At 67.4% G+C, this 24420-nt stretch carries 27 protein-coding genes, 1 tRNA gene and 1 pseudogene; 8 read left to right on the forward strand and 21 right to left on the reverse strand.

Annotation, left to right across the window (positions count from 1 at the left end):
• Positions 1-57: 57 nt before the first annotated feature.
• The 5 genes from OG225_RS29650 to OG225_RS29670 form a co-directional block, all read right to left on the reverse strand.
• Entirely contained in the window at positions 58-2199 is a 2142-nt protein-coding gene (locus OG225_RS29650) for an Rv1355c family protein (RefSeq protein WP_405178240.1), read from the reverse strand.
• Positions 2189-2962 (reverse strand): hypothetical protein, encoded by a 774-nt coding sequence (locus tag OG225_RS29655; protein WP_405178241.1) that lies wholly within the window; start codon positions 2960-2962, stop codon positions 2189-2191. The genes OG225_RS29650 and OG225_RS29655 overlap by 11 nt, the downstream gene beginning before the upstream one ends.
• A gap of 258 nt (positions 2963-3220) precedes the next feature.
• Positions 3221-3655: a GyrI-like domain-containing protein gene (locus OG225_RS29660; protein ID WP_216914466.1), complete on the reverse strand. Its 435-nt coding sequence runs from the start codon at positions 3653-3655 to the stop codon at positions 3221-3223.
• Positions 3652-4095, reverse strand: a complete 444-nt coding sequence (locus tag OG225_RS29665; RefSeq protein WP_109527807.1) for a GyrI-like domain-containing protein — start codon at positions 4093-4095, stop codon at positions 3652-3654. The genes OG225_RS29660 and OG225_RS29665 overlap by 4 nt, the downstream gene beginning before the upstream one ends.
• Positions 4096-4400: 305 nt before the next feature.
• Positions 4401-5417, reverse strand: a complete 1017-nt coding sequence (locus OG225_RS29670; RefSeq protein ID WP_405178242.1) for a GAF domain-containing protein — start codon at positions 5415-5417, stop codon at positions 4401-4403.
• 231 nt (positions 5418-5648) lie between these two features.
• On the opposite strand from OG225_RS29670, the gene OG225_RS29675 reads away from it, so the two are divergent.
• Complete coding sequence (locus OG225_RS29675) at positions 5649-7190, forward strand: AMP-binding protein (protein ID WP_405178243.1); 1542 nt, start codon at positions 5649-5651, stop codon at positions 7188-7190.
• Between the two features lie 47 nt (positions 7191-7237).
• Here OG225_RS29675 and OG225_RS29680 read toward each other — a convergent pair whose 3' ends face one another.
• The 4 genes and pseudogenes from OG225_RS29680 to OG225_RS29695 all read right to left on the reverse strand — a co-directional run.
• The gene (locus OG225_RS29680) at positions 7238-7696 is read right to left on the reverse strand and encodes an SRPBCC family protein (protein ID WP_405178244.1); all 459 of its coding nucleotides are present in this window, start codon (positions 7694-7696) and stop codon (positions 7238-7240) included.
• Positions 7697-7748: 52 nt separating this feature from the next.
• A complete protein-coding gene (locus OG225_RS29685; RefSeq protein WP_405178245.1) occupies positions 7749-8204 on the reverse strand; it encodes a MarR family winged helix-turn-helix transcriptional regulator in 456 nt (151 codons plus the stop codon).
• Between the two features lie 88 nt (positions 8205-8292).
• Entirely contained in the window at positions 8293-8664 is a 372-nt protein-coding gene (locus tag OG225_RS29690) for a DsbA family protein (protein WP_405178246.1), read from the reverse strand.
• A gap of 55 nt (positions 8665-8719) precedes the next feature.
• A pseudogene (locus tag OG225_RS29695) lies at positions 8720-8809 on the reverse strand (DsbA family oxidoreductase); the annotation flags it as partial.
• Positions 8810-8905: 96 nt separating this feature from the next.
• Here OG225_RS29695 and OG225_RS29700 point away from each other — a divergent pair.
• Positions 8906-11209: a hypothetical protein gene (locus tag OG225_RS29700; protein ID WP_405178247.1), complete on the forward strand. Its 2304-nt coding sequence runs from the start codon at positions 8906-8908 to the stop codon at positions 11207-11209.
• A gap of 122 nt (positions 11210-11331) precedes the next feature.
• On the opposite strand, the gene OG225_RS29705 is transcribed toward OG225_RS29700, so the two are convergent.
• The 3 genes from OG225_RS29705 to OG225_RS29715 all read right to left on the reverse strand — a co-directional run bounded on the left by OG225_RS29705 (position 11332) and on the right by OG225_RS29715 (position 13529).
• Positions 11332-12618, reverse strand: coding sequence for a glycosyltransferase 87 family protein (locus tag OG225_RS29705; protein ID WP_405178248.1), 1287 nt, complete (start codon positions 12616-12618; stop codon positions 11332-11334).
• Between the two features lie 154 nt (positions 12619-12772).
• Complete coding sequence (locus OG225_RS29710; protein WP_216914454.1) at positions 12773-12994, reverse strand: hypothetical protein; 222 nt, start codon at positions 12992-12994, stop codon at positions 12773-12775.
• A gap of 97 nt (positions 12995-13091) precedes the next feature.
• Positions 13092-13529: a hypothetical protein gene (locus tag OG225_RS29715; RefSeq protein WP_405178249.1), complete on the reverse strand. Its 438-nt coding sequence runs from the start codon at positions 13527-13529 to the stop codon at positions 13092-13094.
• Between the two features lie 208 nt (positions 13530-13737).
• Between OG225_RS29715 and OG225_RS29720 the strand changes: the two genes are divergently transcribed.
• Complete coding sequence (locus tag OG225_RS29720) at positions 13738-14538, forward strand: DUF1460 domain-containing protein (RefSeq protein ID WP_405178250.1); 801 nt, start codon at positions 13738-13740, stop codon at positions 14536-14538.
• A 6-nt stretch (positions 14539-14544) separates the two neighbouring features.
• On the opposite strand, the gene OG225_RS29725 is transcribed toward OG225_RS29720, so the two are convergent.
• Positions 14545-15012: an LppP/LprE family lipoprotein gene (locus OG225_RS29725; protein ID WP_405178251.1), complete on the reverse strand. Its 468-nt coding sequence runs from the start codon at positions 15010-15012 to the stop codon at positions 14545-14547.
• Between OG225_RS29725 and OG225_RS29730 the strand changes: the two genes are divergently transcribed.
• On the forward strand, positions 14996-15262 hold the full coding sequence (locus OG225_RS29730) for a hypothetical protein (RefSeq protein ID WP_405178252.1): 267 nt from the start codon (positions 14996-14998) through the stop codon (positions 15260-15262). The two genes, OG225_RS29725 and OG225_RS29730, sit on opposite strands and share 17 nt — an antisense overlap.
• A 159-nt stretch (positions 15263-15421) precedes the next feature.
• On the opposite strand, the gene OG225_RS29735 is transcribed toward OG225_RS29730, so the two are convergent.
• The 7 genes from OG225_RS29735 to OG225_RS29765 form a co-directional block, all read right to left on the reverse strand.
• Positions 15422-15883 carry a hypothetical protein gene (locus tag OG225_RS29735; RefSeq protein ID WP_405178253.1) on the reverse strand — a complete coding sequence of 154 codons (462 nt, stop codon included), beginning with the start codon at positions 15881-15883 and terminating at the stop codon, positions 15422-15424.
• A gap of 198 nt (positions 15884-16081) precedes the next feature.
• A complete protein-coding gene (locus OG225_RS29740) occupies positions 16082-16264 on the reverse strand; it encodes a hypothetical protein (RefSeq protein WP_405178254.1) in 183 nt (60 codons plus the stop codon).
• A gap of 231 nt (positions 16265-16495) precedes the next feature.
• Positions 16496-16568 (reverse strand) — tRNA-Ala (locus OG225_RS29745).
• Between the two features lie 85 nt (positions 16569-16653).
• Positions 16654-17877, reverse strand: coding sequence for a gephyrin-like molybdotransferase receptor GlpR (gene glpR, locus OG225_RS29750; RefSeq protein ID WP_405178255.1), 1224 nt, complete (start codon positions 17875-17877; stop codon positions 16654-16656).
• Positions 17878-18177: 300 nt separating this feature from the next.
• The gene (locus OG225_RS29755) at positions 18178-18828 is read right to left on the reverse strand and encodes a GNAT family N-acetyltransferase (protein ID WP_216914664.1); all 651 of its coding nucleotides are present in this window, start codon (positions 18826-18828) and stop codon (positions 18178-18180) included.
• Positions 18829-18840: 12 nt separating this feature from the next.
• Positions 18841-20100 carry a gephyrin-like molybdotransferase Glp gene (gene glp, locus OG225_RS29760; RefSeq protein ID WP_405178256.1) on the reverse strand — a complete coding sequence of 420 codons (1260 nt, stop codon included), beginning with the start codon at positions 20098-20100 and terminating at the stop codon, positions 18841-18843.
• A 171-nt stretch (positions 20101-20271) separates the two neighbouring features.
• The gene (locus OG225_RS29765; RefSeq protein WP_405178257.1) at positions 20272-21228 is read right to left on the reverse strand and encodes a UTP--glucose-1-phosphate uridylyltransferase; all 957 of its coding nucleotides are present in this window, start codon (positions 21226-21228) and stop codon (positions 20272-20274) included.
• A 79-nt stretch (positions 21229-21307) separates the two neighbouring features.
• Here OG225_RS29765 and OG225_RS29770 point away from each other — a divergent pair, with 79 nt between their 5' ends.
• From OG225_RS29770 to mscL, 4 genes are all read left to right on the forward strand, one after another.
• Positions 21308-21904: a 5-formyltetrahydrofolate cyclo-ligase gene (locus OG225_RS29770; RefSeq protein WP_405178258.1), complete on the forward strand. Its 597-nt coding sequence runs from the start codon at positions 21308-21310 to the stop codon at positions 21902-21904.
• Between the two features lie 80 nt (positions 21905-21984).
• Positions 21985-22308: an FmdB family zinc ribbon protein gene (locus OG225_RS29775; RefSeq protein ID WP_405178259.1), complete on the forward strand. Its 324-nt coding sequence runs from the start codon at positions 21985-21987 to the stop codon at positions 22306-22308.
• 100 nt (positions 22309-22408) lie between these two features.
• Entirely contained in the window at positions 22409-23077 is a 669-nt protein-coding gene (locus OG225_RS29780) for an SAF domain-containing protein (RefSeq protein ID WP_405178260.1), read from the forward strand.
• A gap of 135 nt (positions 23078-23212) precedes the next feature.
• Positions 23213-23617, forward strand: a complete 405-nt coding sequence (gene mscL, locus OG225_RS29785) for a large conductance mechanosensitive channel protein MscL (RefSeq protein WP_405178261.1) — start codon at positions 23213-23215, stop codon at positions 23615-23617.
• A 78-nt stretch (positions 23618-23695) separates the two neighbouring features.
• Here mscL and OG225_RS29790 read toward each other — a convergent pair whose 3' ends face one another.
• A complete protein-coding gene (locus tag OG225_RS29790) occupies positions 23696-24367 on the reverse strand; it encodes an MspA family porin (protein WP_216914673.1) in 672 nt (223 codons plus the stop codon).
• Between the last annotated feature and the right edge of the window lie 53 nt (positions 24368-24420).

The raw sequence follows: 24420 nt of genomic DNA on the forward strand, positions 1-24420 counted from the left end.
GCGACCTGGGTCACCAGTGAGTCGAGTGTCCGCCGAGGCACTTTGTCTCCGATCGCGCTAACTACGGCTGTCCACGCCCGGCAGCGGACGCCGCCTGCTCCGTACCGGGGCAGTGTCGGCGGCCGGGTAACTCAAGCGCAGAACCAATGCCATGATCTCATGCCCCGGCACTCCAAGTAGGTTCAGGAAACGGCTCTGAAGTGACGCTAGTGTATCCACGTAGTCGGGGGAAATCGCGGCGAGTTCACCAGAACTTCGCGCGTAGAGGTACATCGGCGAGATCGGTTGCACCGCCAGACCGTGCCGCTGCGCCTCGATCCACACCCGTGACACCGCCGTACCCGCCCTCGCGTAGCCCTCGAGACGGGAATCCACCGCGTCGAAGGTCACCGCGACGAGTGCCGATCCGGTGCGCACCCGATCCCTGGTGTAGGCGCCCAGTGCCGCGCCGCCGTCCCAGGACCGCAATTGCGCCACGACATCGGCGCGGCGCGCTATCTCGAAGCCCGCCCACTCCTTCGGGGTCAGCGCGAGGCTACGCGCGTCGATGCCGACGTCAGGATCGTCGTCGGGCCAGCGCACCTCGTCCATCATCTCCGCGTGCGTCCGCGGGGTCAGATAGCGCACCCGGTCGGATTCGCCGCAGAGCGTCGCGGCCAGCGCCAGATCGTCTCGGTCGGTGAGCACACGCAGATTCGCTCCCGAGTCGACGGCGACGGCGGTCAGCGCGGCCAGGACCGCGTCCGGTATCGCCGCGCCGGTGCCGAGTGCGCGATCGGTCGCGCGGGTCAGCACCGCCGGGTAGTCCGCTGCCAGCACCGGATCGTCGCCGTCGCCCAGCGTCAGCACGCCCGTCAGCGCGACGCCCGCGTCCTGTTCGACGAATCGGTGCGGCCCGAGCAGTCCGTGTGCTGCCGCGGCGGTGCGCGCGTTGTACAGCGCGGCGCCGAGCGCGACCGCGCTGCCACGGAATCCGATATCCATCGCCGACGACGCTTCCGGCGCGAGTTCGATCCGCAGCGCGCCTGCATCGGCCCGCAGCCGCCACGGCTGGGAATTACCGCCGGAGGGCGCCCGCTGGGCGGCCGTCATGATCGCGCCGATCGGATCGACGGCGGGTGCGGACTCGGGCGGGTCGTCCCAGATCGGCTCGCCCTCGGGCGCGGGCTCGGCCAGATCGTCGAGACACTCGTCCACGTCGATCCTGATACGTCCCGACGGCAGTTTCCGGCCCAGCCCGATCCGCCTGGCCGCCGCCACCACGCTCGCCGCCCCGTGCATGACATCGCTGCCCAACTGCGGCCAGCTCGACAGTGTCTCGCCGACCTCGACCATGCTCGCCGCCATTCGCGCCGACAGGCCACGCGCCCCGAGCAGACGCACCACGAACGGGGCTTTGTCCTGCGCGGAGAGACCGCGCAGATCGGCCGCGCGCACCCCGCCGAGCAGACCGTGGAAAGGCTCCCGATCCGGTTCGAGGTCGAAGCGCTCGACATCGAGCAGGCCGCGGTCGCTGGTTTCCATCAGCAGCGGAATGCGGTGCACTGCGGCCGCCTCGCGGATCACCAGTTTCATGTCGAGCGAATCGCATTCCTCGACGACGATCGACAATCCGGCGAGGAACGCGTCGACGGAATCGTCGTCGAGTCCGGTCTCGAAGATCTCGACCGGCAGGTAGGGGTCGAGTTCGGCGATCTTGCGCGCTGTGACCACGGCCTTGTTGACGCCGATGTCGAATACCGTGCCCGGCACCCGATTCAGATTCGACAGTTCGATGTCGTCCAGGTCGGCCAGCCGCAGCGTGCCGACGACGCCCTCCAGCGCGAGCAGATAGGCGATCGCGTGTCCGACGCTCTGACCGACGACACCGATCGTCGAGGTGGCCAGCCGGTCCTGTTCGGCGCGGGTCAGTTTGTTGCGATTGCGATCGAGCCGCACCGCGCGGAAGACATCCGGGCCGGGAAGTCCGACCAGGGCGCGACGCCACGGGTAGTAGATCCACCGTGGCGAATCCGGATCGGCGACCGACCCCGCGGTGTCGGCGAGGCAGTCGAACTCGGCGCGCAGCGGTTCCCGCAGGTCGATGTGCTCGATATGCGGCAGGTCGCGCAATTCGGCCAGGGTTCTCGTGTGTGCCGGGTCGGCCTCGTCCAGGATCAGCGGGCGATGGTCGGGCACTCGGCCGGGATCATCCCCCATGGCCGTCCCGCCCCTGTGCGGCCCGCTCGCTGCCCGGCGGCGCGGCGAAGTAGGAATGGTCGGCCTCGGCGAGTGCGCGGGTCTCGGCGCGGATCCGCGCGCTCTGCGACCGGTCCGCGAACGCCCTGTAGGTGCGGGTGTCCCACCAGATCGGGACCGTCCGGTAGCGCTCGTCCGGGAAGGGCACCGACGGTATGTGCGCGGCGCGCACGGCCCCGCTGGCCCGATGCCGAGGCACCGTGAAGGTGGCGACGGTGGCGAATCCGAAGCGCGCGTCCAACAGCAGCGCGCCGTGCAGCACGGCGCGCGAGACCACGTCGCCGAGTGCGGATCGGTGCGGCGAGTCCCGCGCCACCCAGGCGCCCTTGGCCTCGACCACGCCCTCGGGAATGCGGTCGGCGACCATGCTCCGCAGTTCCACGGCGCCGCGACGCCCGTTCCAGTCGGCGACACCGCGGACCTCGTCGACGTGGGTGTACCTGCCCTGGATCCGGACACCGGCGACCGCCTCGCCCGCAGGGTCCACACCGAGGAAGAACAGCGCCGTCGAGGCGCCGTCGCTCGTCCGCTCGAATTCGAGCGCGGGTTCGACGCCGAATTGGCGGTAGACCTCGTGCGCCCCGTTCAGATAGCGATTCCACAGGACAGGACACGCGGCGGGAGCGGCGACAAAGAATGTGTACCCGGATTGCTCGTCACGGAATCGCGGGATTCCCGCGCCGAGGGCGTCCTCCGGAACGACTGCAATCGCTTCGACAGTCATCGGTATTCCTACTCCGTTGCTTCCGCGCTCGCGCACGGTCGTTCATACCCCATCCGGCGAACCCGGGCCCCCGGATTCGTTCGGGCGGCAGAGTCGCCTAGGGCAGTATCCGTCATCCCACGAGAATTCACCAGGCATCCGGCTAACCTTCCGGAAACATCGAGAAATCACCCGAGTTACCGCAGTTCAGAACCCTGGAAGCCAATCCGGTTCGCAACGAAAAGACCAGTTGGTTCTCTCATCGCAATTGGTGGGCTATCAAACGAGGATGGAAATGAAGAGTTCCACCGACTCCGGCCCACGCCAGATCTCTATTTCCTCGCGATAGGCGCGGGTGATCTCGGCCGAGGCCGTCGCGTCGTCCACCTGCGCCCAGACGTCCTCCACCGGATCGTGGTAGTCGCCGTTCGGCTCGAAGCGGGCGTACACACCCTTGGGCACCCGGACCAGGAGGTCGCCGACCGGGACCGCCTGCGGCGCGCGGTACTCGAAACACACCATCGCGTTGTAGTTTCCCGCGGGATCGGGCACGTAGACGGTGAACAGCGGCTGGGACGTCGCCGCCCGGTCGCGCAGTCGATCCTTGAGGAATTCGATCAGATCGCTGTTGCTGACCTTGAAGCTCGGACGCACCCGAGGAACGACCAGCCCACCGTAGATCGCCTCGTTGCGAACAACGATCGCATAGCTCATCGGGGATCTACCGCCAGATACAGATCGATTTTGTAGGCGTGCGGATAACACTCGAAATCGCCGGTATAGGTGCGTTTGATCTGGTTGTGCTCCTCGGCATAGGCGATCTGCGTCCACAGGTCGGTCATCACCTGCGGAAAGTTACCGACAGAAGAGAAGCGGGCATAGGAGCCGCCCCTAAGCAGTGCCACGAGATGACCGCGCGTGACTTCCTCGAACGTCGCGCACTGATATCCGACGATCTGGGTGTGGTAAGTGCCGAGTTCGCCGCTGTAATCGGTATACGCACTCGCGAGCGGGCCGCCCAGATCCTGATGCAGCACCGCGGCCCATGCGGCCTCTAGGTCCTGGTCACGCAATTCTCCGAGCGCACGTTTCGGGCTGCGCACCGGTAACCCGGCAACCCACGTCTCGTCCCGCTCGACGATTTCAAACTGCATGAAAAGACTCTTTCGAGATATATCCGGGGGCGACGCCCGCATCCGGTCGGACAGAAAGGCCATGCTATCAACACGGCCGGAGGGAAAACGATCACCTCGGCCGCCGGGTTCCCCGCCGCGCACCCGGTTTGAACTGGACGGATGTCCGCCAAGGGGGCTTGCACCCGGGCGGCGCGGCGGCCCTTCGCCGGGCGCGCCGAACCGGCACCCCGACCCCCGCACGGGGTTCGCAATCGCGGGGCAATCCCGGGACGTGCCGTCACAGCGAACACCCGCGCCGAAACTCGACACGAGCAGACTCACCGCTATTCGATCAAGCCCGACGGCGTGTCCGGCCCGACCGGCCGGATCAGACAGGTCAGGAACCGCGACGGGCCGTGCGGAAGCCGGACACAGGACAGTTCGACCGGTTGCCAGCCCCGCGACAACGTGAGCAATCGCACCACCCCGCGCGCCCGATCCACCCGGTTCTCCACCAGAGACCGCAGCGCCGTCAGATAGATCCCGATGTCATCGGGGTGGATCAGATGGGTGGTGGACAGATCGAATTCACCCGCGCCGGACGGATCGGTGCCCTTGGACGCGGGATGATGACGCCACGCGATATCACCGAGCGGAGGCGTCAACCATTCGATGATCTGCATGGTCTCGGCATCGATCAGAGCGGTGGTGCCGCCGAGCAGCGCGACGGCGGCGTCGTCCCGATAGGTCGGAGCGATCAGGCCGGGTTCGCGCGCGGGCTCGACCTGGAGCAGCAGCCCCCGCAGGACATTCGGCCCGTGGTGGCGGAAGAATCCGAACACCCTGGCGCTGCGCTCGTCCGGGGTGCGCACCTGCATGGCGCCCTGCCACCTGGTCCCCGGCCGCGAGTCCAGCGCCGCCGTCATCAGCCGGTCGCGCTCCTCGCATTCGATGATCCGCGACAGGAACCACGCGCCGTGCAGCCGCGGATGCCCGTGCGGCAGGACCGTCCCGCCCGTCCCGTCCGCCAGCACCGTCCACTGCCTGCCGTGCCAGAGGAAGACGTCGATACCGGGCGCGGGATCACGCCGCCGCCTGCCGACCCACAACCGCACGGCCAGCGGCGTCCCGTCCGGCCCCGGCACCGGTTCGGCGTGCACATCCCGCCGTTCCCCCCGCACCAGGACCTCGCGATCGCAGCTCTCGTTGCTCCCGATGGCCTGCGCCACCGCCGAACTCGCCACCGTGGACAGCGTCCCCGGCCGCACCAGTCGGTGCACCGAGCGCTCACGCGCCGTCCGCTCCTCCGGCACCTGCCTGATCGCCCGATCCGGTTCCGCGGCGTCTATCACGTACCACATATCCCACCCCTCGACTTCGTTCGGACGGTCGCATTTCCCCTGCCCGTCACCCCGCCTGAGCTCCGTCCCTGTCCCACCGGATGCTCGTCGCACCGACTCTACGACCACTGGCGCACGAGAACACAGTCGAGCAGACTCGATCACCATGCGGACCCGGATGCACGTCCACGCCGAACACGTCCTCCGACAGCGCCACCGCCCGGTGCCGCGACGCCGATCCGGATCCGCCGCATGAGTCCCGCGGTCCCCGCCATCCGCTGCGGCGCGCGAATCCGTGAGCAGCCGGTGGCGCACGAACGCGCGGGCCGTCTCGCCGCGACGCTCGCCGCGCGGGGTATCGGCCGCGGTGATCGCGTGGCGGTACTGCTGCGCAACGACATCGAATTCCTCGAGGTCTCCCTCGCCGTCGCCACCTGCGGCGCGAATCCGGTGCCGATCAACACCAGGTGGCAGGCGCGCGAGATCGCCCACGTGCTCGCCGACGGGGGCGCGCGGATCGTCATCGCGCATACGGAGTTCATCGCCACCGTCGAACGGGCCATCGAATCCGCCTGTCTCACAGCGTGGATCGTCGAAGTGGCGATGCCGGTCGAACTACTCGACAAAGCCGGGCTCGACCACACCGCGGCGACACCGACCGGCAGGCACCCCACCCTCGAGCAGTGGATCGCCGACAGCGAGACACCGTTGGGCCACGTCGACGGGGCGATCGCGGATTCGATGGGCCTGATCTACACCTCCGGCACCACCGGAGCCCCCAAAGGCGTACTGCGCGAACGGATGACGCCGACACAACTGCTGTCCATCGCGGGCGGCACGGCACAGCGGATGGGCCTGGTCCCCGGTGGGCGCATGCTCGTCGCCGGGCCGCTGTACCACACCAGCCCGAACGCGGTCGCCGTGCTGGCGCTGCGCATGGGCACCGACATCACGATCATGCCGCGCTGGGATTCCGCGCGCTTCCTGCGCCTGGTCGACGAACGACGGATCACCCAGGCCAAAGTGGTGCCGACGATGCTGTCGCGTCTGCTGTCGGTGCCCGACGACCTCCGCCGCCGCTACGACGTCTCGAGTCTGACCCACCTGATCCATTCCGCCGCGCCGTGCCCGCCCGCGGTCAAGCGCGCGGCCATCGACTGGTTCGGCGACGCCCTGATCGAGTTCTACGGCTGCACCGAGGCAGGCACCATCACCTGGATCAGCGCCGACGAATGGTCGGCGCGTCCGGGCAGTGTCGGTCGCGGCGTGGACGGGTCGGCCGCCGTCGTCGCCACCGCGGACGGAATCCGGCTTCCCCCGGGCGAAATCGGCCGGGTGTTCGTGCGCGGCGCGGACTACTGGCCCGCGTTCCGCTATCTGGGTCGCGACGCCGAGTCCACCGCACCGATCCCCGGTTTCCTCGATATCGGTGATACCGGCTACCTCGACGAGGACGGCTACCTCTACCTGACGGGCCGCTCCAGCGAGATCGTCATCTCCGGTGGGGTGAACATCTATCCCGCCGAAATCGAATCGGCCTTCCTCGAATTCGACGGTGTCGAGGATGTCGCGGTATTCGGCATCCCGCATCCGGGGGATCTCGGCGAAGCCGTCGCCGCGCATGTCGTCGCGCGTCCCGGTGCGCTTCTGGACGCCGAGGAATTGCGGAAAGGATTGCGTGACCGGCTCGCCGACTACAAGATCCCGCGCGAACTGCGAATCGTCACCGAACTCCCGCGCGACGATTCGGGGAAGATCTACAAACGCCGACTACGGGCGCTCTATCCGGACTGAATCCGGTTGCGCGACGGCAGAACCCGTACCGCGCGAGCCCGGATCACCTACGCGGCTTCGATATACGCCTTGACGCGGTTCAACGTCTCGAGCATCCCCGCGCGATTGGTCCGGCCCCGCCAATGACCGGCCAACGCCCAATACAACCGCAGCGGCACCGTCCTGGACAGTTCGAACGATTCGGTGACATCCGTGCCGCCGTCGACCGGTTCGAACACATAGCGCCAGGTGTTGATGGCCATACCGCCGGGGCCGAGCACGATGAAGGCGAATTCACGTCCCGGTTCGCTCGCGATCACGCGGCACACCGTCGAATATTTGAGACCCCAGCCGTTGCGGTTCACATGTCCGCGGAATTTCGCCCCGACCACGGGCTCCTTCGCGCCGCCCACCCATTCGGCGGCGAAGGTCTCGGGGCTGAATCGCCCGGTTTCGGTGATATCGCTGACGAGTTCCCAGATCTTCTCGGCGGGTGCGGCCATCCGAACTGTCACACTGTCCTGCATACCCGCACGCTAGCAGGCGCGGCAATCGACTCAGCCGATGATCGGCACCGGTCTATTGTTCCTCACCGATCACGGCGGTGAATTCGCGCAGTCGGGTGCGGAACTCGACCAATTCCGTGGGATCCCAGCCGATGGCGCAGGCCAAACGTCGCGGAATATCGGCCGCGCGCTCGCGCAGTGCCACCCCGTCGTCGGTCAACTCGACCCGCACCGACCGCTCGTCCTCGGCACTACGGCTGCGCGTCAGCAGTCCGTTCGCCTCCAACCGCTTGAGCAGCGGCGAGAGGGTGCCGGAGTCCAGGTCGAGTGCCGCCCCCAGCTCCTTCACCGCGACGGACCCGTGATCCCACAGCACCAGCATCACCAGGTACTGCGGATAGGTCAGCCCGAGCGGATCGAGCAGCGGACGGTACAGTCGCGTGACCGCGCGGGAGGCGGCGTACAGCGCGAAACACACCTGGCTGTCGAGCCGCAATTCCTCGCCGAGGGCGATCTCACCCTGTGTCATCGTCACACCTCCTCCCTAAACGGTAGCGGGCAACTCAATTGCACACAATAATTGCTGGTGTAACATCTATCGCCTGGTTTGCCAGGCGTCAGCAGCCATCGGGTCCGCAGGACTCCGCGTCCTCGGCGGCGACCGTGACCAGCGGCGAACGGGCGGACCATGCCCGCTCCAGCGCGCGGGTGAAAGTCTCGGCCTGCTGCGCACCGGAGACGCCGATCCCGCGGTCGAAGACGAAGAACGGCACACCGTTCGCGCCGAGTTCGGCGGCCTCGCGCTCGTCGGCGCGCACCTGCGCCGCGAACAGAGTCTCGTCGGCGAGCACGGCGCCCACCTCGCGCTCGTCGAGTCCGGCCGCGACGCCGAGTTCGAGCAGTCGTGCCGGGTCGAAGGCCGAGCGCTCGTCCGCGAAATTCGCCCGGTACAGCAGCGTCAGCAAACGGCAGCAGCGGCGTGGCCTCACGCGGTGACCCGGCATCCAGTTCGAAGGACCGGTACACCACCTCGACCGCGTCACGATGGGCGAATCCGGCCAACCCATTCTCGAATCGGGCCTTGCCGACGTAGCACCGTGGGCAGGCGATATCGGACCAGATCTCGACGCGCATCACCGCTCACTTCCGCATTCCCGGCAACGGGGCATCTCCCCGGTCCCGAATAGCTGAAACATTGCCTGATCGGCGAATATTCCGAGACCGACGGTCATGGATTCCGATGCCGGTCTTGTCCTGTTTACCCGATTCGCCTACGCTCCGGCCCTCGTGAGTACAAGCGCGGCAATCGAATCGCGAAAAGAGAGATACACGTGGGGGGCGGTGACCGGGTTCGGAGTGATCGCCGGTTACGCGGCGGTTCTGCTCGCGGACGCCAGGCACTACTACACCGACGACACCGAGGCCCAGTACGCGCCGATGTGGGTGCACCTCGGAAACGAGCTGCGCGAGGGACGTTTTCCCGCGCTGGTGCCGTGGGAATGGATGGCGGGCAACTACTCACTGGAGGAAGCGGGTCTCTACAACCCGCCCCAACTGCTCGTCCATTTCCTCGCGCCATCGATGGACAACCTCGCCGTCTACGCCACCCTGGTGAAACTGGTCTTCTCGATCATCGCCGGACTCGGCGTCTACCGGACCTGCCTCGCCTACGGCGCGCGCGCACCGTGGTCGGCCGTCGCGGGTGTCGCCTTCCCGCTCAGCGGATGGTTCCTGTTCTTCGACCAGGCCAGCTGGATGACCTCGCACACCGCCACCGCGTGGCTGGTGAACGCGTGGGCCTCGGCCGTGCTCTACGCCCGCGGACGCGGCGGACCGATTCCGCTGTTCGTCTTCCTCTACCTGACGCTGACCGTCCAATACGCCTTCCCCGCGGTGCTCGCGGGGTTGATGATCGCGGCGGTGCTCGCGGGCGAGTACGTCCACCGGCGTGAGTGGCCGCCGATCCGGCGGCTCATCCTCGCCTCCGGTTGCGCGGCGCTCGCGGCGTTGATCGCCAATCTGCCCGGCCTGCTCTCCTCGCAGGTCACCTGGCGCGGCAACGCAAAGATCCACAACGATCCGTTCCTCACCGTGCCGTGGTCGGAATCGCTCAACGCCAGCCTGCCCAGCACCACCCCGGCGTTCACCGCCTGGTGGGGCCACGTCCAACCACTGCCGATGGTCTACATCGCCTGGTTCTTGATTCCGGCGTTGGCGTTCATCGACTGGCGGGCGGTGGCGCGCTCGGCGCGCGAGATCAGCGGTATCGCGTTCTTCGCGGCGGCCGTGCTCATGTGGACCGCGGGCCCCGGCGCCATCGGCCCGCTGCGCTGGCCCGCGCGCGTACTCCCGATGCTGGCCGTCACTCTGCTCGTGCTGGTGTGCGTACTGCTCAGCCGTCACGGCGTGTTCGCCTCCTCACGCAGGCGCGCCGTCGCGGCGGCGACATTGATCGGCGTGCTGTTCATCCGATCGGTCTCGGCGGCCCCCGAACTCGTCCTGCGCCATCTCCTCGCGGCGCTGACCGTCGCGGCACTCGGCGCGGCCGCGGTGTGGCTCGCCCGCCACAAGGGCGTTGCCACGGCGTGCGTACTCGCCATCGTGGCGATGCTGCCGATCGCCTTCGGCCAGGTGGAAGCCTCGCCCAGCACGCCACTGTCCTACAATTTCCCGGAACGCCGTTCGACGATGACCGCGGCCTTCCCCGACTTCGACGGTCGCACACTGCAACTCGCCGACCGTGCCCTGCTCGCGCCGCAGGACCGGAGTGTCACCGACGCGTACGGCTCACTCGCCATCGGCAACTACGCCAAGAACCTCGGCCTGGAATACGTCAACGGCTACACGCCCATCGGACACGCCGCCTTCGCGGGTCTGCTGTGCATGGCCTGGGACGGCAGCACCTGCGCCGACGGTTTCCGCCGCGCCTTCGCGACCGAACCGTCCACCGGGCGAACGATCGTCGACCTGATGAAGATCGACCGCGTGGTGCTGCACCGGGCCCAGTACCCGGACGCCCGTGACCACGCCGCCCCCGAGGGCTGGCAGTGGGTCGACTACCCGGGGCACGAACGCTACATCGTCGTCCTCGAACGCGTCGACGGCCTGATCTCCACCCGCAATGGCATCATCGCCGACACCGAAGGCGTTCTCGCCAACGCGACCAGGCACAACAGTTTCACCAGCAACGCCCGCGTGACCTCGATCGAAGGCGGCCGGGTGGTCCTGTCCCGACTCGGCTGGCCCGGCCACCGCGTCACCCTGAACGGCGACGAGATCCCGCACACCACCGTCGCGGGCACCTTCATCGCCGTCGACATCCCCGCGGGCACCGACGACGCCGAACTCGTCCTCGCCTGGCGCCCGCCGGGCTGGGAACTCGGCATCGCGGGCGCCTCGGGCGGCCTGGCCGGAATCGGGCTGTTGCACTGGGCCTTTCACCGGCAACGCCGCCGCGACCTCGAAGTCCCGGCGGACGAGCCCGCCGCGAGCGAGCGCAGTTCTTCCCTGGTGGGTACGTCGTCGACGACATGAATTCCGGCGTCATGCCCGCGGGCGGCTGACGGTCCACCCGGAACCGTCGTCGCGCGGAGTCGCCGACCATCGGCGGCTCCGCCGTTGTCCGCCCGATTCCCCGGTGGCCGCACACCGGCCGATCACTCGACGGACACGTCCGAACCTCGGCGCGGCAACAGGAGCCACTGCGAGCCCTCGATCCCCTCCGGCAATGCGGCGACCTCGCGCCGCATCCGGTGAACCAGCACCATCGACCCGGCCAGCACCCCGCAATACGCGATGACGTAGGCATTGATCAGCAGTGGCGACACCGGCCACGACGGCGGCAGCAGGAAGACACCGATCGACACCCAGGTCGGACTCCAGTGATAGGCCCACGCACCGGTCGACAGGAAGAGCGCGATGGCGACGATCCACCAGCCGCGCTGGTACTGCGCCCGATGGACCAGGTAGACGAGCAACGGCACGAACCACACCCAGTGATGCCCCCACGCGTAGGGCGAGATCACGCAGGCGGTGAGCCCGGCCAGGATGACCGCGAGCAGCCGCTCCCCGCACCGAGACAACTCGGCGACGACCGCCGAACTCAGCACCGCGACCGCCGCCGCGAGTACCAGCCACAACCACACCGGAGCCGGTCGACCGATCAGGTGGGCCAGCGCGCCGCGCAGCGATTGATTGGCCGGATGCGTGTCGACCGCGATCCGGCCCGACTGGAAGAAGGTCGAAGTCCAGTACTGGCGCGAGTCCTCGGGCAGCACCACCCAGCTCACCACGACCGTCGCGACGAAGACGCCCGACGCGGTCGCCGCCGCACGCCACTGCCGCAGCGCCAGGAACTGCACGACGAAATAGCCGGGGACCAGTTTGATGCCCGCCGCGATACCGACGCCGAATCCGGGCCCACGGCTGCCGTCGGCCCGCGAAAAATCCCACAGCACGAGCAGCATCAACACCAGATTGATCTGCCCGTAGTACAGGGTGGTGCGCACCGGTTCGAGAAAAACGCATGTCGCGGTCAGCAATACGCTCAGCCCGAGCAGATTTCGCCCGATCCGATAGCCGAGGATGCGCCAGCTCAGCAGCACGCAGCCGAGCAGCACCACGATATTCACCGCGAGCCAGGTATCGGTGACCGCCGACCAGGGCACCCGTTCTATCGGGAGAAAGGCGAGCGCCGAGAACGGGGTATAGGTGTAGAGAAGTCCGCGGAACGTCGGCTCGGTATAGAGCGCGCGGCCGTGCAGTATCCGCCAGGCACCGTCCCGATAGACATGCACATCCAATCCGCCGACCAGGATCCCCGATTTATCGAGCCACGGATCGACCGTGGTGAGGACAAGAATCAGCGCCGCGACCGCACCGATCGCGAGAACGAAAAACGTCGGCCCGGTGCGAGGGAAATCCAATGGCCGCGAATTGCGCACGGACAGTTAACTTACCGAAACAGCGAATCACAAACATGTCACTGTCATTACGTTCAGCTTGCACCCGCATGGCACCGACACGGAAACCCGGGGTGAACAGGTCGCAAACCTCTGCCGAGACACTTTCCGAGTGGGGCGTGTCACCCCGCGGTTGCTACTGCTCGCCGCGCAGTTCGGGAAAGCTCGCGCGCAGATTGTCCAGGCAACGCAGCACCTCGCGCAGTTCACGTTGCAGCAACTGCGATTCGGTATTGGCCCTCGGGGTTCCCCGGCTGGTCAGTCCCATCCCCCGGATGGCGGAGGTGAGCGTCTCGGCCTCCGCGACGAGCAGGTCGTAGAACACTCGCGCCTGTTCCACATCGGATCGATCCCGCACTCGTCCCTCATCACGCCGAACCGGATGATGGTTGTCCGGTTTCCCCTCCATGGTTACGCCTCGGCGAACGGCCGTCAAACGCGACGCCCCCGCCCGATCATCCGATGACCTGGCGGGAACTGCCCGTATCTATTCCGGTGTGCCGCACGTCGACCGCGATGTACTGCGACGAGGTGTACCGGCCGGGCTCCGACTGGATCGCGACGAGATTCTGCGCACCGACACGGGTCGGCGTCCAGGTGACGGTGACGGTGTTGTTCTCCGGATGGTGCACCGCCGCCGAGGGGAGCCGTTCGCCGTTGCCCGGTATGACTCCGCCCGCGACCATGAAGAACACCGTGCCCGGCGGGATGACCGCATCGGTGACGACGGCGGTCACGGTGTAGCGGCAGCCGACCGCGAGTCCCTCCGGACCCGCCGCGACGCTCACCGAGGTCACCTCCGCCTGCGCGGACGCCCCCGCGACGACCACCGCCGCCGTCGTCGCCAGCAACGCCGCGGCGCCGATCGTGATCCGGGACATGAACCTGGTCATTCGCGCTGCCTCCTGGTCGTCTACGGAATTCCCACTATAGGAGCGGGATCCGTGACACCGCGCCGGTTTCCGCCCCCGGGCTCGGAGGGCCGTACTCCGGCTCGGTCCGTGTGCCCAGCTTCCCCGGAGCGTCCGAGGACACCGCCGGCACCGGCTAGCCTGGACCCGCACGGCTGATTCGTCCTACCGCGAAACCGCTGGAGGTATCTTGCGCATCATTCGATTCCTGGCCGTAGTGCTCGCGTTGGCCGGGTGCTTCGTCCTCACCGGTCCGACCGCGCTCGGCGATCCGATCGCCGTCGACGACGTCACCGGAAAGAGAATCGACGATGCCCTGGCGGTACGGGCATCGGAGAGTGGCCGGAACAGAGCGGATCTGATCGAACTGCTGTCGCGGCAGTTCCTCGGCACGCCCTACGGCGCCGATATGCTCGTCGGCTCCGCGTCGCGGCCGGAACAATTGGTGGTCGATTTCCGCCGCGTCGACTGCTTCACCTACCTGGATTACGTGGCGGCGCTGAGCGAATCCGGCGACCGGGATCAGTTCCTACGGAATCTGATCGATACGCGCTACACCGAAGGTCGCGTCGATTTCGCCCAGCGCAGGCATTTCTTCACCGACTGGGCGCATACACGGAAGATCAACGCCACCGACGTCACCGCATCGGTCGATCCCCGCGCGGTAACCGTCACCAAGGATCTGAACGCGAAGGGCGACGGCGGGAACTATCTGCCCGGCCTGCCCGTCGTCCGACGCGATATCACCTACATCCCGAGCGAATTCGTCGACGAGGCCGTCATCGCCCGATTGCGCAACGGCGACTACATCGGCGCCTACGCCGACCAGCCCGGCCTCGACGTCACCCACGTCGGCATCTTCGCGACGACGCCATCGGGTCCGGTCCTGCGCAACGCGTCCTCGCTCGCGGCGAACAACAAGGTCGTGGACTCACCGTTGCTCGAATACGCGAGAACGGTTCCCGGAATCGTCGTCCTGCGCCCGGTATAGGGCCGTTCAGTTCGGCGGGAACTGCCCGTTCGCCGTCACCGTGGTTCCGGTCAGGGTGAATGTCACGACGCTCGGTCCGCCCTGGGGGCAGCACAGCGGATCTTCCTCCCTCGGCCAGCGGTATTGCACCGACACGGTATCGCGGGTCTTGCCGAGAACCGTCGTGTACGCGTACGGCTGCGCGCTCGCGGTACCGAGATACTTTCCGCCGGTGAAGAACAGGATGTGCGTGCCCGGGTGAATTCCCGGCCATTCCACCGTCATCCACGACAGCACACCGGAACATCCGGCCTCGATCGGATCATCGCTGCCCGCCTGGATCTCCCAACCGTCCCCCGCCGGGGGCTCGCCCAAACGCGCGACCGACGACGCCGCGAGTGCCGAGTTCACATCGAAGCACAGACCGTGGCCGCTGCCCTCCGGCGCGGGCTGCGCGGTCGGGGTTTCGGGTTTCGGCGTGGCGGGCGAAGTCACCTCGGGTGTCCCGGGTTTCGACGTCACTTCCGGTGCCGTTTCGACCGGGGAACCGGCGCTCGTGGTCCGCGGCGTCGTCGGACTCGCCGAGGACGTCGCGGCACTCCCCGTCGAGGTCCCGCCCGCGGTCGACGTGCCCGAATCGGTGCCGCACGCGGCGACTCCGATCACTACGCTCGCCGCGATCGACAACACCGCCGATAATTTGACATTCATTTCGCACCCCTCGAAGCCCGTGGGCTTTCTATGATTTCGATATTCGATCGTGTCCGGACGAATATCCGCGCACCGATACATACGCTGCGCGTTATCGCCGCGTGACGAATATTCGTGTCCCCCAACTATTGTCAGGTGTATCGGACCTGTTTTCGAGGTGTTACAGGAATTCCCGGGGATGAATCGAGGCCAACTAGCGAATATCGATCACACCCGAGCAGTGCACCGGCGGCACCTGGATCGGCCCCGCGTTGACCGTCGTCAGATCCACCCGAACCGGTCCTGCCCCCGTCGGCAGATGCAGGAAGAACACGGGATTGGTCGACCCGAGCCCCACCCGACCGCTCCCCACCGCCTCACCGGATTCACCGGTCGCCAGATTCGTCCACCGGATCGCCGGGTTGGTCTGGTACCCCCAGATACTCGGCTGCGCCGACGTGATCTCGATCGTCGGCCGCCCCGGCGTCGCATCCCACTGATACGCCGCGATCCGCCCCGCGTACGGCAGGTCGACGATATTCGGACTCAACCCCCAGCAGATGACATCCGCCCGATCCACCGTATCGGCCCCAGCCGACCCCACCCCCACCGAAAACGCCCCCGTCGACACCCCGACCGCCACTATCGCGGCCCCGAAAACCGTACGTACCTTCATGCGTTCACCTTCCGTCGCTATGTCGACTGGAAGCATTTCCGCTCAACGCCGTTCGTAAACAGGACGCACTTCGACGACGCCGGATCCGCCATCGTCACATCCACCCGAACGGTGCGGCCGACACCGCACATCGGCAGCACTGGACGCCCACACAACCAATGGCGTGACGCTCACGCGGTCAGCGGAAAGCCGCTCGGATCAGTCGCCGACGAACAGGAGATATCCGTTGGCGCGAAGCGCGATCGTCGACACCCTCCGCAGCAGGTGGACAGCCTGCCGCTCGGCATCGGTCCGCACCTCGATCTGATCGATCCGATCCAGGATCACGCCGAGCCGGTACCGGTTGAACATCGTGTCGCAGTACCGCCGGAAACTTCGCACCGGATTAGTGTCGGGTTGCGCCGCGCACAGCCTGGACAGCGTTTCGTCCGCATCGTCAACGAAGCGGTGTATCTCGGCATAGTTGATGTCCTACACGACGATCTCCAATGCCATCCGATCCCTCCCCCTCCCGCAGTCGCGCCGCCGGGTGAATCAGTCGCGGCTCGGGCGGAAATAGGTCAGGCCGGGTTCGAGAATATTCTCGTAACCCGGCCTGACCTGTGCAAATTGTGGAGCTAAGGGGAATCGAACCCCTGACCTTCTCGATGCGAACGAGACGCGCTACCAACTGCGCTATAGCCCCGTGCGGATCCCTTGGGAACCGCGCTGGGTAACTGTAGCAAACGTTGCGGCCAGACTCCGAATCGGTGGGTTGAGCTGCGAAAATACTAGGCGCCGGCGGCGCGGCGCATCTCGGCGGACCGGCCGCGGCGCAGGGCGCGGGCGACGGCGGGGTCGAAATGGTCGAGGTCGATGAAGGCGGGGTCCTCGTCGTCGGCTTCGAGCAGGACGGAGCGGCGGCGCAGGGCGCGGGCGGTCTCGCGGTCCATGTGGCGGCGGAAATGTTGTTCGACGCGGACGGAGGCTTCGTCGGCTTCGGCATCGTGGTCGGAGTCGCGGCCGCGCAGCAGGCGGGCGGCGCGGCGGCGGCGGATGTCCTCTTCCATGCGGACCTGCTTGCGCAGGTAGGCCAGGTACCCGGCGAGGACGACCAGGGACAGGCCGCAGCCCCACCACAGTCGCTGATCGGAGACGATGGCGAATCCGCCGAAGAGCAGGGCGGCCAGGACGAGGCCGAGTACCGCGCGCTGGCGGAAGGTGTAGCGGGCGGCGCGGGCGATGGCATCGGCTTCGGGGTCGTAGCCGCCGCGGCCGCGGCGCGACGGCACGAATTCCGTGTCGTCGGTGTCGTATTCGGTATCGTCGGCCCGATCCGTCGACCGGGCGGGCGGGATGCGCGCCGCGGACGGTTCGAGGTACTCGTCGGCCACGTCGTCATCATCGGCCGGTTCGTCGTGGTTCGCAGCGCTTCCGGCCGCGGTCTGCGCGATGTCGTCCGAATCGGCATCCTCGGAATGCGTTTCGATGTATCCGTCATCGGCGATTTCGGCGAGTTCCGCGTCGGCGATGTCGTCGTCGGCGTAACAGCGGTCGTCGGAATCCCTGTCGGCCGAATCGTCGTCGGCCGAATCGTCGTCGATGAATTCGGCGTCCGTGATCTCGGTGTCGGCGATATCGGCGGCGAGTGGCGCGTCGACAGCGGCCGCGACGATGTCCGGCGGGTTGGCGCCCGTCTCGAGTTCGGGCGCGTACCCCGACTCCTGGTCGGCCTCGGTGACTAGTTCGTCGGCCGGTGCATTCATCCGGTCCTCCGCATCATCGCTATGGGAAAGCTTTCTGTGCACTCGGGTCGGCCGATAGTCCGGGTCGCTGTCGTGACCGGCGGCCGGCCCTTTTCGTGGGCGCCGCTTGGCACCGCCGCGGTGCAGCACGCGGGTCGCCAGGGCAGCATCGGTGGTCTGCCGGATCCGTGGATGCCGGTCGGCGAGTATCGGGAACAGGACGAAGACCCAGAGCACGACCAGGCCGATCCACAGAATCGAATTCGGCATCTCGCCTCAGCTACCTCCGTCCCCGCGTGAATTGTCCATTCGGCCCGCGACTTTCCCGCACCGCGCCCCCGCTGCCGTGCGTTCGCTCGATGCAAAACGGACGGACCCGAGTCCGGTCGCCGGTCGCCTCGCAGGCTCCCTGCCGAAGATGCGGGACGCACCTCCGACGTCCGTAGGTTAATTCCGCGCAGCGGGACTTTCCGGCAGGCGCGCCGTGCACACAAGTCACACTGGTAACAAACTCCCCATCAATGCGGCCCGTGTGAACGCGGCGGTTCGCCCTCATTTCCGATGCGATGACTAAGGGAGGATGACCCGTCCGTCGCGGACCAAACGATCCACGACGGTGCCGGTGATCTCCTCCGCGGTGAGGCCGACGAGCAGATGATCGCGCCAGTCACCGTCGACGTCGAGGTAGCGCCGCAGCAAACCCTCTTCGCGGAATCCGACATTGCGCAATACGGCCTGGCTCGGCAGATTCTCCGGACGCACCGTCGCTTCCACGCGGTGCAGGCCGACCGGTCCGAAGCAGTGATCGAGTCCGAGGGCGAGCGCCGCCGTCGCGACTCCCTGTCCGCCCAGATCTTTCGCGACCCAATAGCCGATCCAGGCCGAACGCAGCGCGCCGCGCACGATATTGCCCACGGTCAGTTGCCCGCTGAAATTACCGTCGACCTCGATCACCAACGGGATCATCGCGCCGCGCCGCGCCTCGGCTTTGAGACTCGACCACAGCGAGGGCCAGTTCGACGCGTGATTGCGCGCTTCCCAGGCGCCGCGGCCGGTGGGCTCCCACGGTTCGAGATGTTCCCTGTCGCGCAGGCGGATCCGGCTCCACGCCGACGCGTCGCGCAACCGGACCGGGCGCAACGTCACCCGGCCCGCCGCGGCGGTCACCGGGCCGAGATGAGCGGGCCACCCCGGATGCTGGGTCACCCGGAAAACATTCATCGTCTCCACGCCTCAACCGCGCTGTGCGAGAAAAGCGACGCGAACCTCGTCGCCGGTCCTGATCTCGGTGTCGTCCGGGTCCAGAATGATGAGGCTGTTCGCCTCGGCCAGCGTCGCGAGCAGGTGCGAGGAGGATCCGGCCGCGCCGCCGAGCGGCTGAACCAGGTAGTCACCGGTGGATTCGTCTCTCATCAATTGCGCGCGCAGGAAACCCTTGCGCCCCTCCATCGAACTGATCGGGGTGATGGTCCTGGCCCGGATGATCCGTCGCATGGGATGCCTTCGCCCCAGCGCGATTCGGATCAGCGGCCGCACCATCACCTCGAAAACCACCAGCGCGCCAACGGGATTGGAGGGCAGCAGAAAGGTCGGCACCTCGTCGCGGCCGAGTCTTCCGAAACCCTGGACCGAACCGGGATGCATGGCGACGCGGGCGACCTCGAGTTCACCGAGACCTTCCAGCGCCTCCCTGACCTGTTCGGAGGCCCAGCCGCCGACAGCGCCCGCGATCACCACGACCTCGGACCGAACCAGCTGTCCCTCCACGACATCGCGCAATCGGCGCGGATCGTCGCTGACGATGCCGACGCGGTTCACGTCGGCGCCCGCGTCGCGCGCGGCGGCGGCGAGCGCGTAGGAGTTCACGTCGTAGACCTGACCGGGGCCGGGGGTGCGGTCGATATCGATGAGTTCGCCGCCCACCGAGATCACCGAGAGCCGAGGGCGCGGGTGCACGAGCACCTTGTCCTGGCCGACGGCGGCGAGCAGACCGACCTGCGCGGGACCGACGATGGTGCCCGCGCGCACCGCGACATCACCCGGCTGCACGTCGTCACCGATGCGCCGGACGTAGTCGCCCGAGCGCACGGATTCGTAGACCTTGATCCTGGCCCGGCCGCCATCGGTGAAATCCAAGGGGAGCACGGCATCGGCGAGGGTCGGCAGCGGGGCGCCGGTGTCGACACGCACGGTCTGGCGGGGTTGCAGCCGGATCGGCTGCCGTGAACCGGCCACCACCTCGCCGACGACCGGCAGCGTCAGATCGACGAGATCGCCTTCTTCGTTGCGGATATCGGAGCCTGCGGCGGCCACGTCGACGCTGCGCACCGCGTAGCCGTCGATGGCGGCCTGATCGAATCCGGGCAGTGGACGCTCGGTGATCACATCCTCGGCACACAGCAGGCCCTGGGCTTCGGAGATCGCGACCCGGACCGGCCGGGGCGCGACCGCCGCCGCGGTCACCTTGATCTGCTGATCCTCAACCGAGCGCATCCAGCCCTTCCTGATTCTCTCCGCGCTTCACGAGTGCGCCGCCGACGCTCGGACGAACGCGCACACCACGTCCCGCGCCGACGGTGGAACCATCATTCGTACCCGACCGAACGTCGGCGGCGAAACCCGGCCGCCATCCGGCCGTCGCCCCCGGGCCGGGGCGGGCGTTGCTCAGTCGTAGGTCGTCAGCTGCGGATCCCAGTCCGGGCCGAGCCGATGCTCCAACCACTCCCGTAGGGCGGGGCCGTATTCCTCCCTCTCCAGGGCGAAATCGACCGCAGCACGAAGATAACCGCCCGGGTTGCCCAAATCGTGGCGCGACCCACGGTGGACCACCACGTGAACCGGATGACCTTCCGCGATCAGCAGCGCGATCGCGTCGGTCAGCTGTAATTCGCCGCCCGCGCCGGGGGTGATCCGGCGCAGCGCGTCGAAGATCGCGCGGTCGAGCAGATAGCGTCCGGCCGCGGCGTAGGTGGACGGCGCGTCCTGGAGGGCGGGCTTCTCCACCATGCCGTTGACGCGCAGCACGTTCGGGTTCACCGCATCGGGCACGATCGCCACATCGAAGACGCCGTAGGCGCTGACCTGGTCCTTGGGCACGTCGATCGCGCACAGCACGGTTCCGCCGCGTTTGCGCCGCACCCGGCTCATCACATCGAGGACACCGCTGGGCAGGACGAGATCGTCGGGCAGCAGTACCGCGACGGCATCCTCGTCGTCATCGAGGACGGCTTCTGCCTGGGCCACCGCGTGCCCGAGTCCGAGCGGCTCCTCCTGCACGACCGAAGTCACGTCGAGCAGTCCCGGCGCCTTGCGCACCTTCTCGAGCAACTTGAACTTGCCGCGCGCGGCGAGGGTGCTCTCCAGCACGAGATCCTCGACGAAATGCGCGACAACACCGTCCTTGCCCGGGGAGGTGACGATCACCAAGCGCTGCGCGCCTGATTCGGCGGCCTCGGTCGCGACCAGTTCGATGCCCGGGGTGTCGACCACAGGCAGCAATTCCTTGGGCACCGTCTTCGTCGCCGGCAGGAACCGTGTGCCAAGTCCCGCCGCGGGCACGATGGCGGTGCGGAAACACGACACCGGTGCGCCGTCGGCGGACTTTCCGGCCTTTGCTGTCATTCGTCTACCCTATCCATCCATCACTCGACCCATCGCCGTCGCGACGGCCAGGTATGCCGGTGAGCTTATGGTGATCAGCATGGAGATGCCCGTTGAGCGCGACAAACATGCATGGCGCTCCGAAATTCTCGCGCGCCGCACGGCTGTGACGGCGCGCACACACGCCGCCGAAGCCGCGGCACTCTCGCGGGCGGTCCGCGAACTCGAGATCCCCGCCTGGGTCTGCGCCTATGTCCCGGTGCGCGGCGAACCCGGTTCGACGGCCATGCTCGACGCCGTGCGCGAGGCGGGCGCGCGACTGCTGCTGCCCATCGCCGGGCCGCCGGGTCCGTTGGAGTGGGCCGAGTACACCGGCGCGGACGCACTGCACGCGGCCCGCTGGGGTCTGCTCGAACCCGACGGCCCCGTCCTGCCCCCCGAGGCCATCACCCGGGCCGAACTGGTGCTGATCCCCGCGCTCGCCGTGGACCGCCGCGGTGTGCGCCTCGGTCGTGGAGCGGGCCACTACGACCGCACGCTGAGCGCGGCCCGCGTGGACGCCCGTCTGGTCGCCGTGGTCCGCGACGCCGAAGTGGTCGACGAACTGCCCGCCGAACCGCATGATTTCCATATGGGATGGGCGCTCACGCCCGGCGGCGGATTACAACAGCTCGGCATCGCGGGCGTCGCGGAATGACGGCGGAATGAAACTTCGATTACCTGTGTTGGCACTGTCGGCTGTAGAGTGCCAGTTGACGAACCACCGCGGAGGATGCTGTGCCAACTTATTCGTATGCGTGCACCCAGTGTGACAACCGCTTCGACATCGTTCAGTCCTTCTCCGACGATGCGCTGAGCGTCTGCGAGCAGTGCTCGGGCAAGCTGCGCAAGCTGTTCAACTCCGTCGGCATCGTCTTCAAGGGCAGCGGCTTCTACCGCACCGACAGCCGCGGCGGCGCGTCCACCGCGAGCGAGCCCGCGAAGTCCGACAGTTCGAGCGGGTCCGGTTCCACGAGCTCGGATTCGAGTTCGTCGAGCGACGGCGGCGGATCGTCGAGCAGCAGCTCCTCCTCCAGCAGCAGCACCGCCGTCGCCAGTTGAGGCCGGTGCGCTAGTCGCACCGTTGTCCACAGGCCGCGTGTTGTCCACATTCGCCCGTTCGCACCGTCGAGGTGACGTCACGCGGCCATAGGCTCCGGCCATGATCCGATCTCGCGCCGACCTCGGCCGCGGCAGCCCGTTGCGATTCGCCCTGTGGAATCGGCCGGAGTGGGCCGATCAACTGCTCGCGCGTCGATTGCTCGCCGCGGGGCTGGCCGTACTGGCCGTGGTGCTCTTCGTGCGCGGCGATCCGGACGCCGGGCGAGCCGAGATCGTGGTCGCAGGACGCGACCTCGCGCCGGGGCGGGCGCTCGAAGCAGGCGATCTGCGTATCGTGCCGCACGAATCCGGCACACTGCCCGACGGCGCGGTGCGCGACACCTCCACCTTGATCGGCGCGACGCTGACCGCCGCGATGCGGTCGGGCGAGGTCTTCACCGATCTGCGTGTCGTCGGACCGAGGCTCGCCGCGGCGGCGACCGGCGATCGCGAGGCCCGTATCGTCCCGATCCGTCTCGCCGACACCGCCGTGGCGGAAATTCTGCGGGCAGGTGACCGGGTCGACGTGATCGGCGCCGAGGAGCAGACCGGCGGCTCCGCGAGACCGGCGCGAATCCTGGCCACCGACGCCGCGGTCGTCCTCGTCTCGGCCTCCGGCGATCGGCGTACCGCGAGCGAGCGGGTGGTCCTGGTAGCGATGGACTCCGAACACGCCACCACGGTCGCCGCGGCGTCCTTGCGCACCGCGCTCACCGTCGTATTCCACTGAGAGCACGGCTGTCGAGCCCCGCCCAGAAATGATTACCAAGAATTTGCCATAGACCTGAACTAGCATCGTATATACGGCAATAATCCCCATCGGAGAGCGCAGCGCACAGGCTCCCACTCGAAGGAGACACCGGCAATGCTGAAGGGTTTCAAGGATTTTCTACTGCGCGGAAATGTCGTTGACCTGGCCGTTGCCGTGGTCATCGGCACCGCATTCGTAGCAATCGTCACCGCGTTCACCACCGGGATCGTCAATCCGATCCTGGCCATCTTCGGCGGTGATAATGCAATGGGGCTCGGTTTCCAGCTGGTTGCCGATAAACCGGCGACCTTTGTTCAGGTCGGACCGATCATTACCGCGGCCATCAATTTCATCATCATCGCGGCGGTGCTCTACTTCATTCTCGTAATTCCGGCGACACGGGCCAAGAAACGCTTCGGCACCGAGGACGAGAAGCTCACCGAATCCGAGTTGCTGATCCAGATCCGCGATCTACTCGCCGATGGCAAGCGCGACGCCGGCGGCAAGCACGAATCCTGACCGGCGAGTTCACCTGTGCGAGAACGCGAACGGGCCCGTCACCGAGGCGACGGACCCGTTCTGCGAGTGACCCGAGGATCAGCCGATGCTGAACGGCTGACCGTACAGGGTGATCCAGGTGACGACGCTCTCGGTCTCGACCTCGACGCTGACGAAGGCGCGCGCCTGCGCGTAACCGCCACAGCCGCTCAGGCCGATGGTCGAATCGGCCCAGGTGACCGAACCGTTCGAGCCACTGAAGACGTTGCGCTTCTTGTGGGTCTCGCTACCGAAATCGTCGGCCTGCTCCAGATCGAGGATGTAGAACGACTGCGCCTGGCCGGGGCCGAGCGACAGATCGCCGCCGCCGGTGGCGCCGACGCTCGGCGTGCCGTCCGCCCATGCGACGCCGCCGTCGACGCCACCGGAGGTGCCGCCGCCCGCGATGTTGACCTGGCAGCCCACGGTGTAGCCCGGGAAGATCCGGCCGCCGGAATCGGAGCCGGTACCGGACAGTTCGACCTGAGCGCTACCGGAGACCCACGCGTTGCGGTGCACCGGGGTGGAGCCCAGGGAAGGGTTGATGTTGGCGGACTCGCCGACGAGGCGGACCGTGACAACGGTGCCGTCGGAGAGGGTCTTGACGATTTCGCCGCCCGGCAGCGGAACGAAGGTATCGGCATTGGCAGCGCCCGTGGAGAACAGGCCCATGGCGACAGTGGCTGCGGCGCCGACACCGGCCACCCGCGCCAAGATCTTGCGGTTGATCATTTGATTATGCCCCTCGAGGGTTGTGAATTCGCTTCAGCGAGAAGATTGTTCGT

It is taken from the genome of Nocardia sp. NBC_01377 (assembly GCF_045040005.1).
In the GTDB taxonomy this organism is placed as follows: domain Bacteria; phylum Actinomycetota; class Actinomycetes; order Mycobacteriales; family Mycobacteriaceae; genus Nocardia; species Nocardia noduli.

Coding starts and splice junctions, on each gene's coding strand:
- OG225_RS29650 (WP_405178240.1), bottom strand. CDS start 2,199: ATGGGGGATGATCCCGGCCGAGTGCCCGACCATCGCCCGCTGATCCTG.
- OG225_RS29655 (WP_405178241.1), bottom strand. CDS start 2,962: ATGACTGTCGAAGCGATTGCAGTCGTTCCGGAGGACGCCCTCGGCGCG.
- OG225_RS29660 (WP_216914466.1), bottom strand. CDS start 3,655: ATGAGCTATGCGATCGTTGTTCGCAACGAGGCGATCTACGGTGGGCTG.
- OG225_RS29665 (WP_109527807.1), bottom strand. CDS start 4,095: ATGCAGTTTGAAATCGTCGAGCGGGACGAGACGTGGGTTGCCGGGTTA.
- OG225_RS29670 (WP_405178242.1), bottom strand. CDS start 5,417: ATGTGGTACGTGATAGACGCCGCGGAACCGGATCGGGCGATCAGGCAG.
- OG225_RS29675 (WP_405178243.1), top strand. CDS start 5,649: ATGAGTCCCGCGGTCCCCGCCATCCGCTGCGGCGCGCGAATCCGTGAG.
- OG225_RS29680 (WP_405178244.1), bottom strand. CDS start 7,696: ATGCAGGACAGTGTGACAGTTCGGATGGCCGCACCCGCCGAGAAGATC.
- OG225_RS29685 (WP_405178245.1), bottom strand. CDS start 8,204: ATGACACAGGGTGAGATCGCCCTCGGCGAGGAATTGCGGCTCGACAGC.
- OG225_RS29700 (WP_405178247.1), top strand. CDS start 8,906: ATGGATTCCGATGCCGGTCTTGTCCTGTTTACCCGATTCGCCTACGCT.
- OG225_RS29715 (WP_405178249.1), bottom strand. CDS start 13,529: ATGACCAGGTTCATGTCCCGGATCACGATCGGCGCCGCGGCGTTGCTG.
- OG225_RS29735 (WP_405178253.1), bottom strand. CDS start 15,883: ATGAAGGTACGTACGGTTTTCGGGGCCGCGATAGTGGCGGTCGGGGTG.
- glpR (WP_405178255.1), bottom strand. CDS start 17,877: ATGCCGAATTCGATTCTGTGGATCGGCCTGGTCGTGCTCTGGGTCTTC.
- OG225_RS29755 (WP_216914664.1), bottom strand. CDS start 18,828: ATGAATGTTTTCCGGGTGACCCAGCATCCGGGGTGGCCCGCTCATCTC.
- glp (WP_405178256.1), bottom strand. CDS start 20,100: ATGCGCTCGGTTGAGGATCAGCAGATCAAGGTGACCGCGGCGGCGGTC.
- OG225_RS29765 (WP_405178257.1), bottom strand. CDS start 21,228: ATGACAGCAAAGGCCGGAAAGTCCGCCGACGGCGCACCGGTGTCGTGT.
- OG225_RS29770 (WP_405178258.1), top strand. CDS start 21,308: ATGGAGATGCCCGTTGAGCGCGACAAACATGCATGGCGCTCCGAAATT.
- OG225_RS29780 (WP_405178260.1), top strand. CDS start 22,409: ATGATCCGATCTCGCGCCGACCTCGGCCGCGGCAGCCCGTTGCGATTC.
- mscL (WP_405178261.1), top strand. CDS start 23,213: ATGCTGAAGGGTTTCAAGGATTTTCTACTGCGCGGAAATGTCGTTGAC.
- OG225_RS29790 (WP_216914673.1), bottom strand. CDS start 24,367: ATGATCAACCGCAAGATCTTGGCGCGGGTGGCCGGTGTCGGCGCCGCA.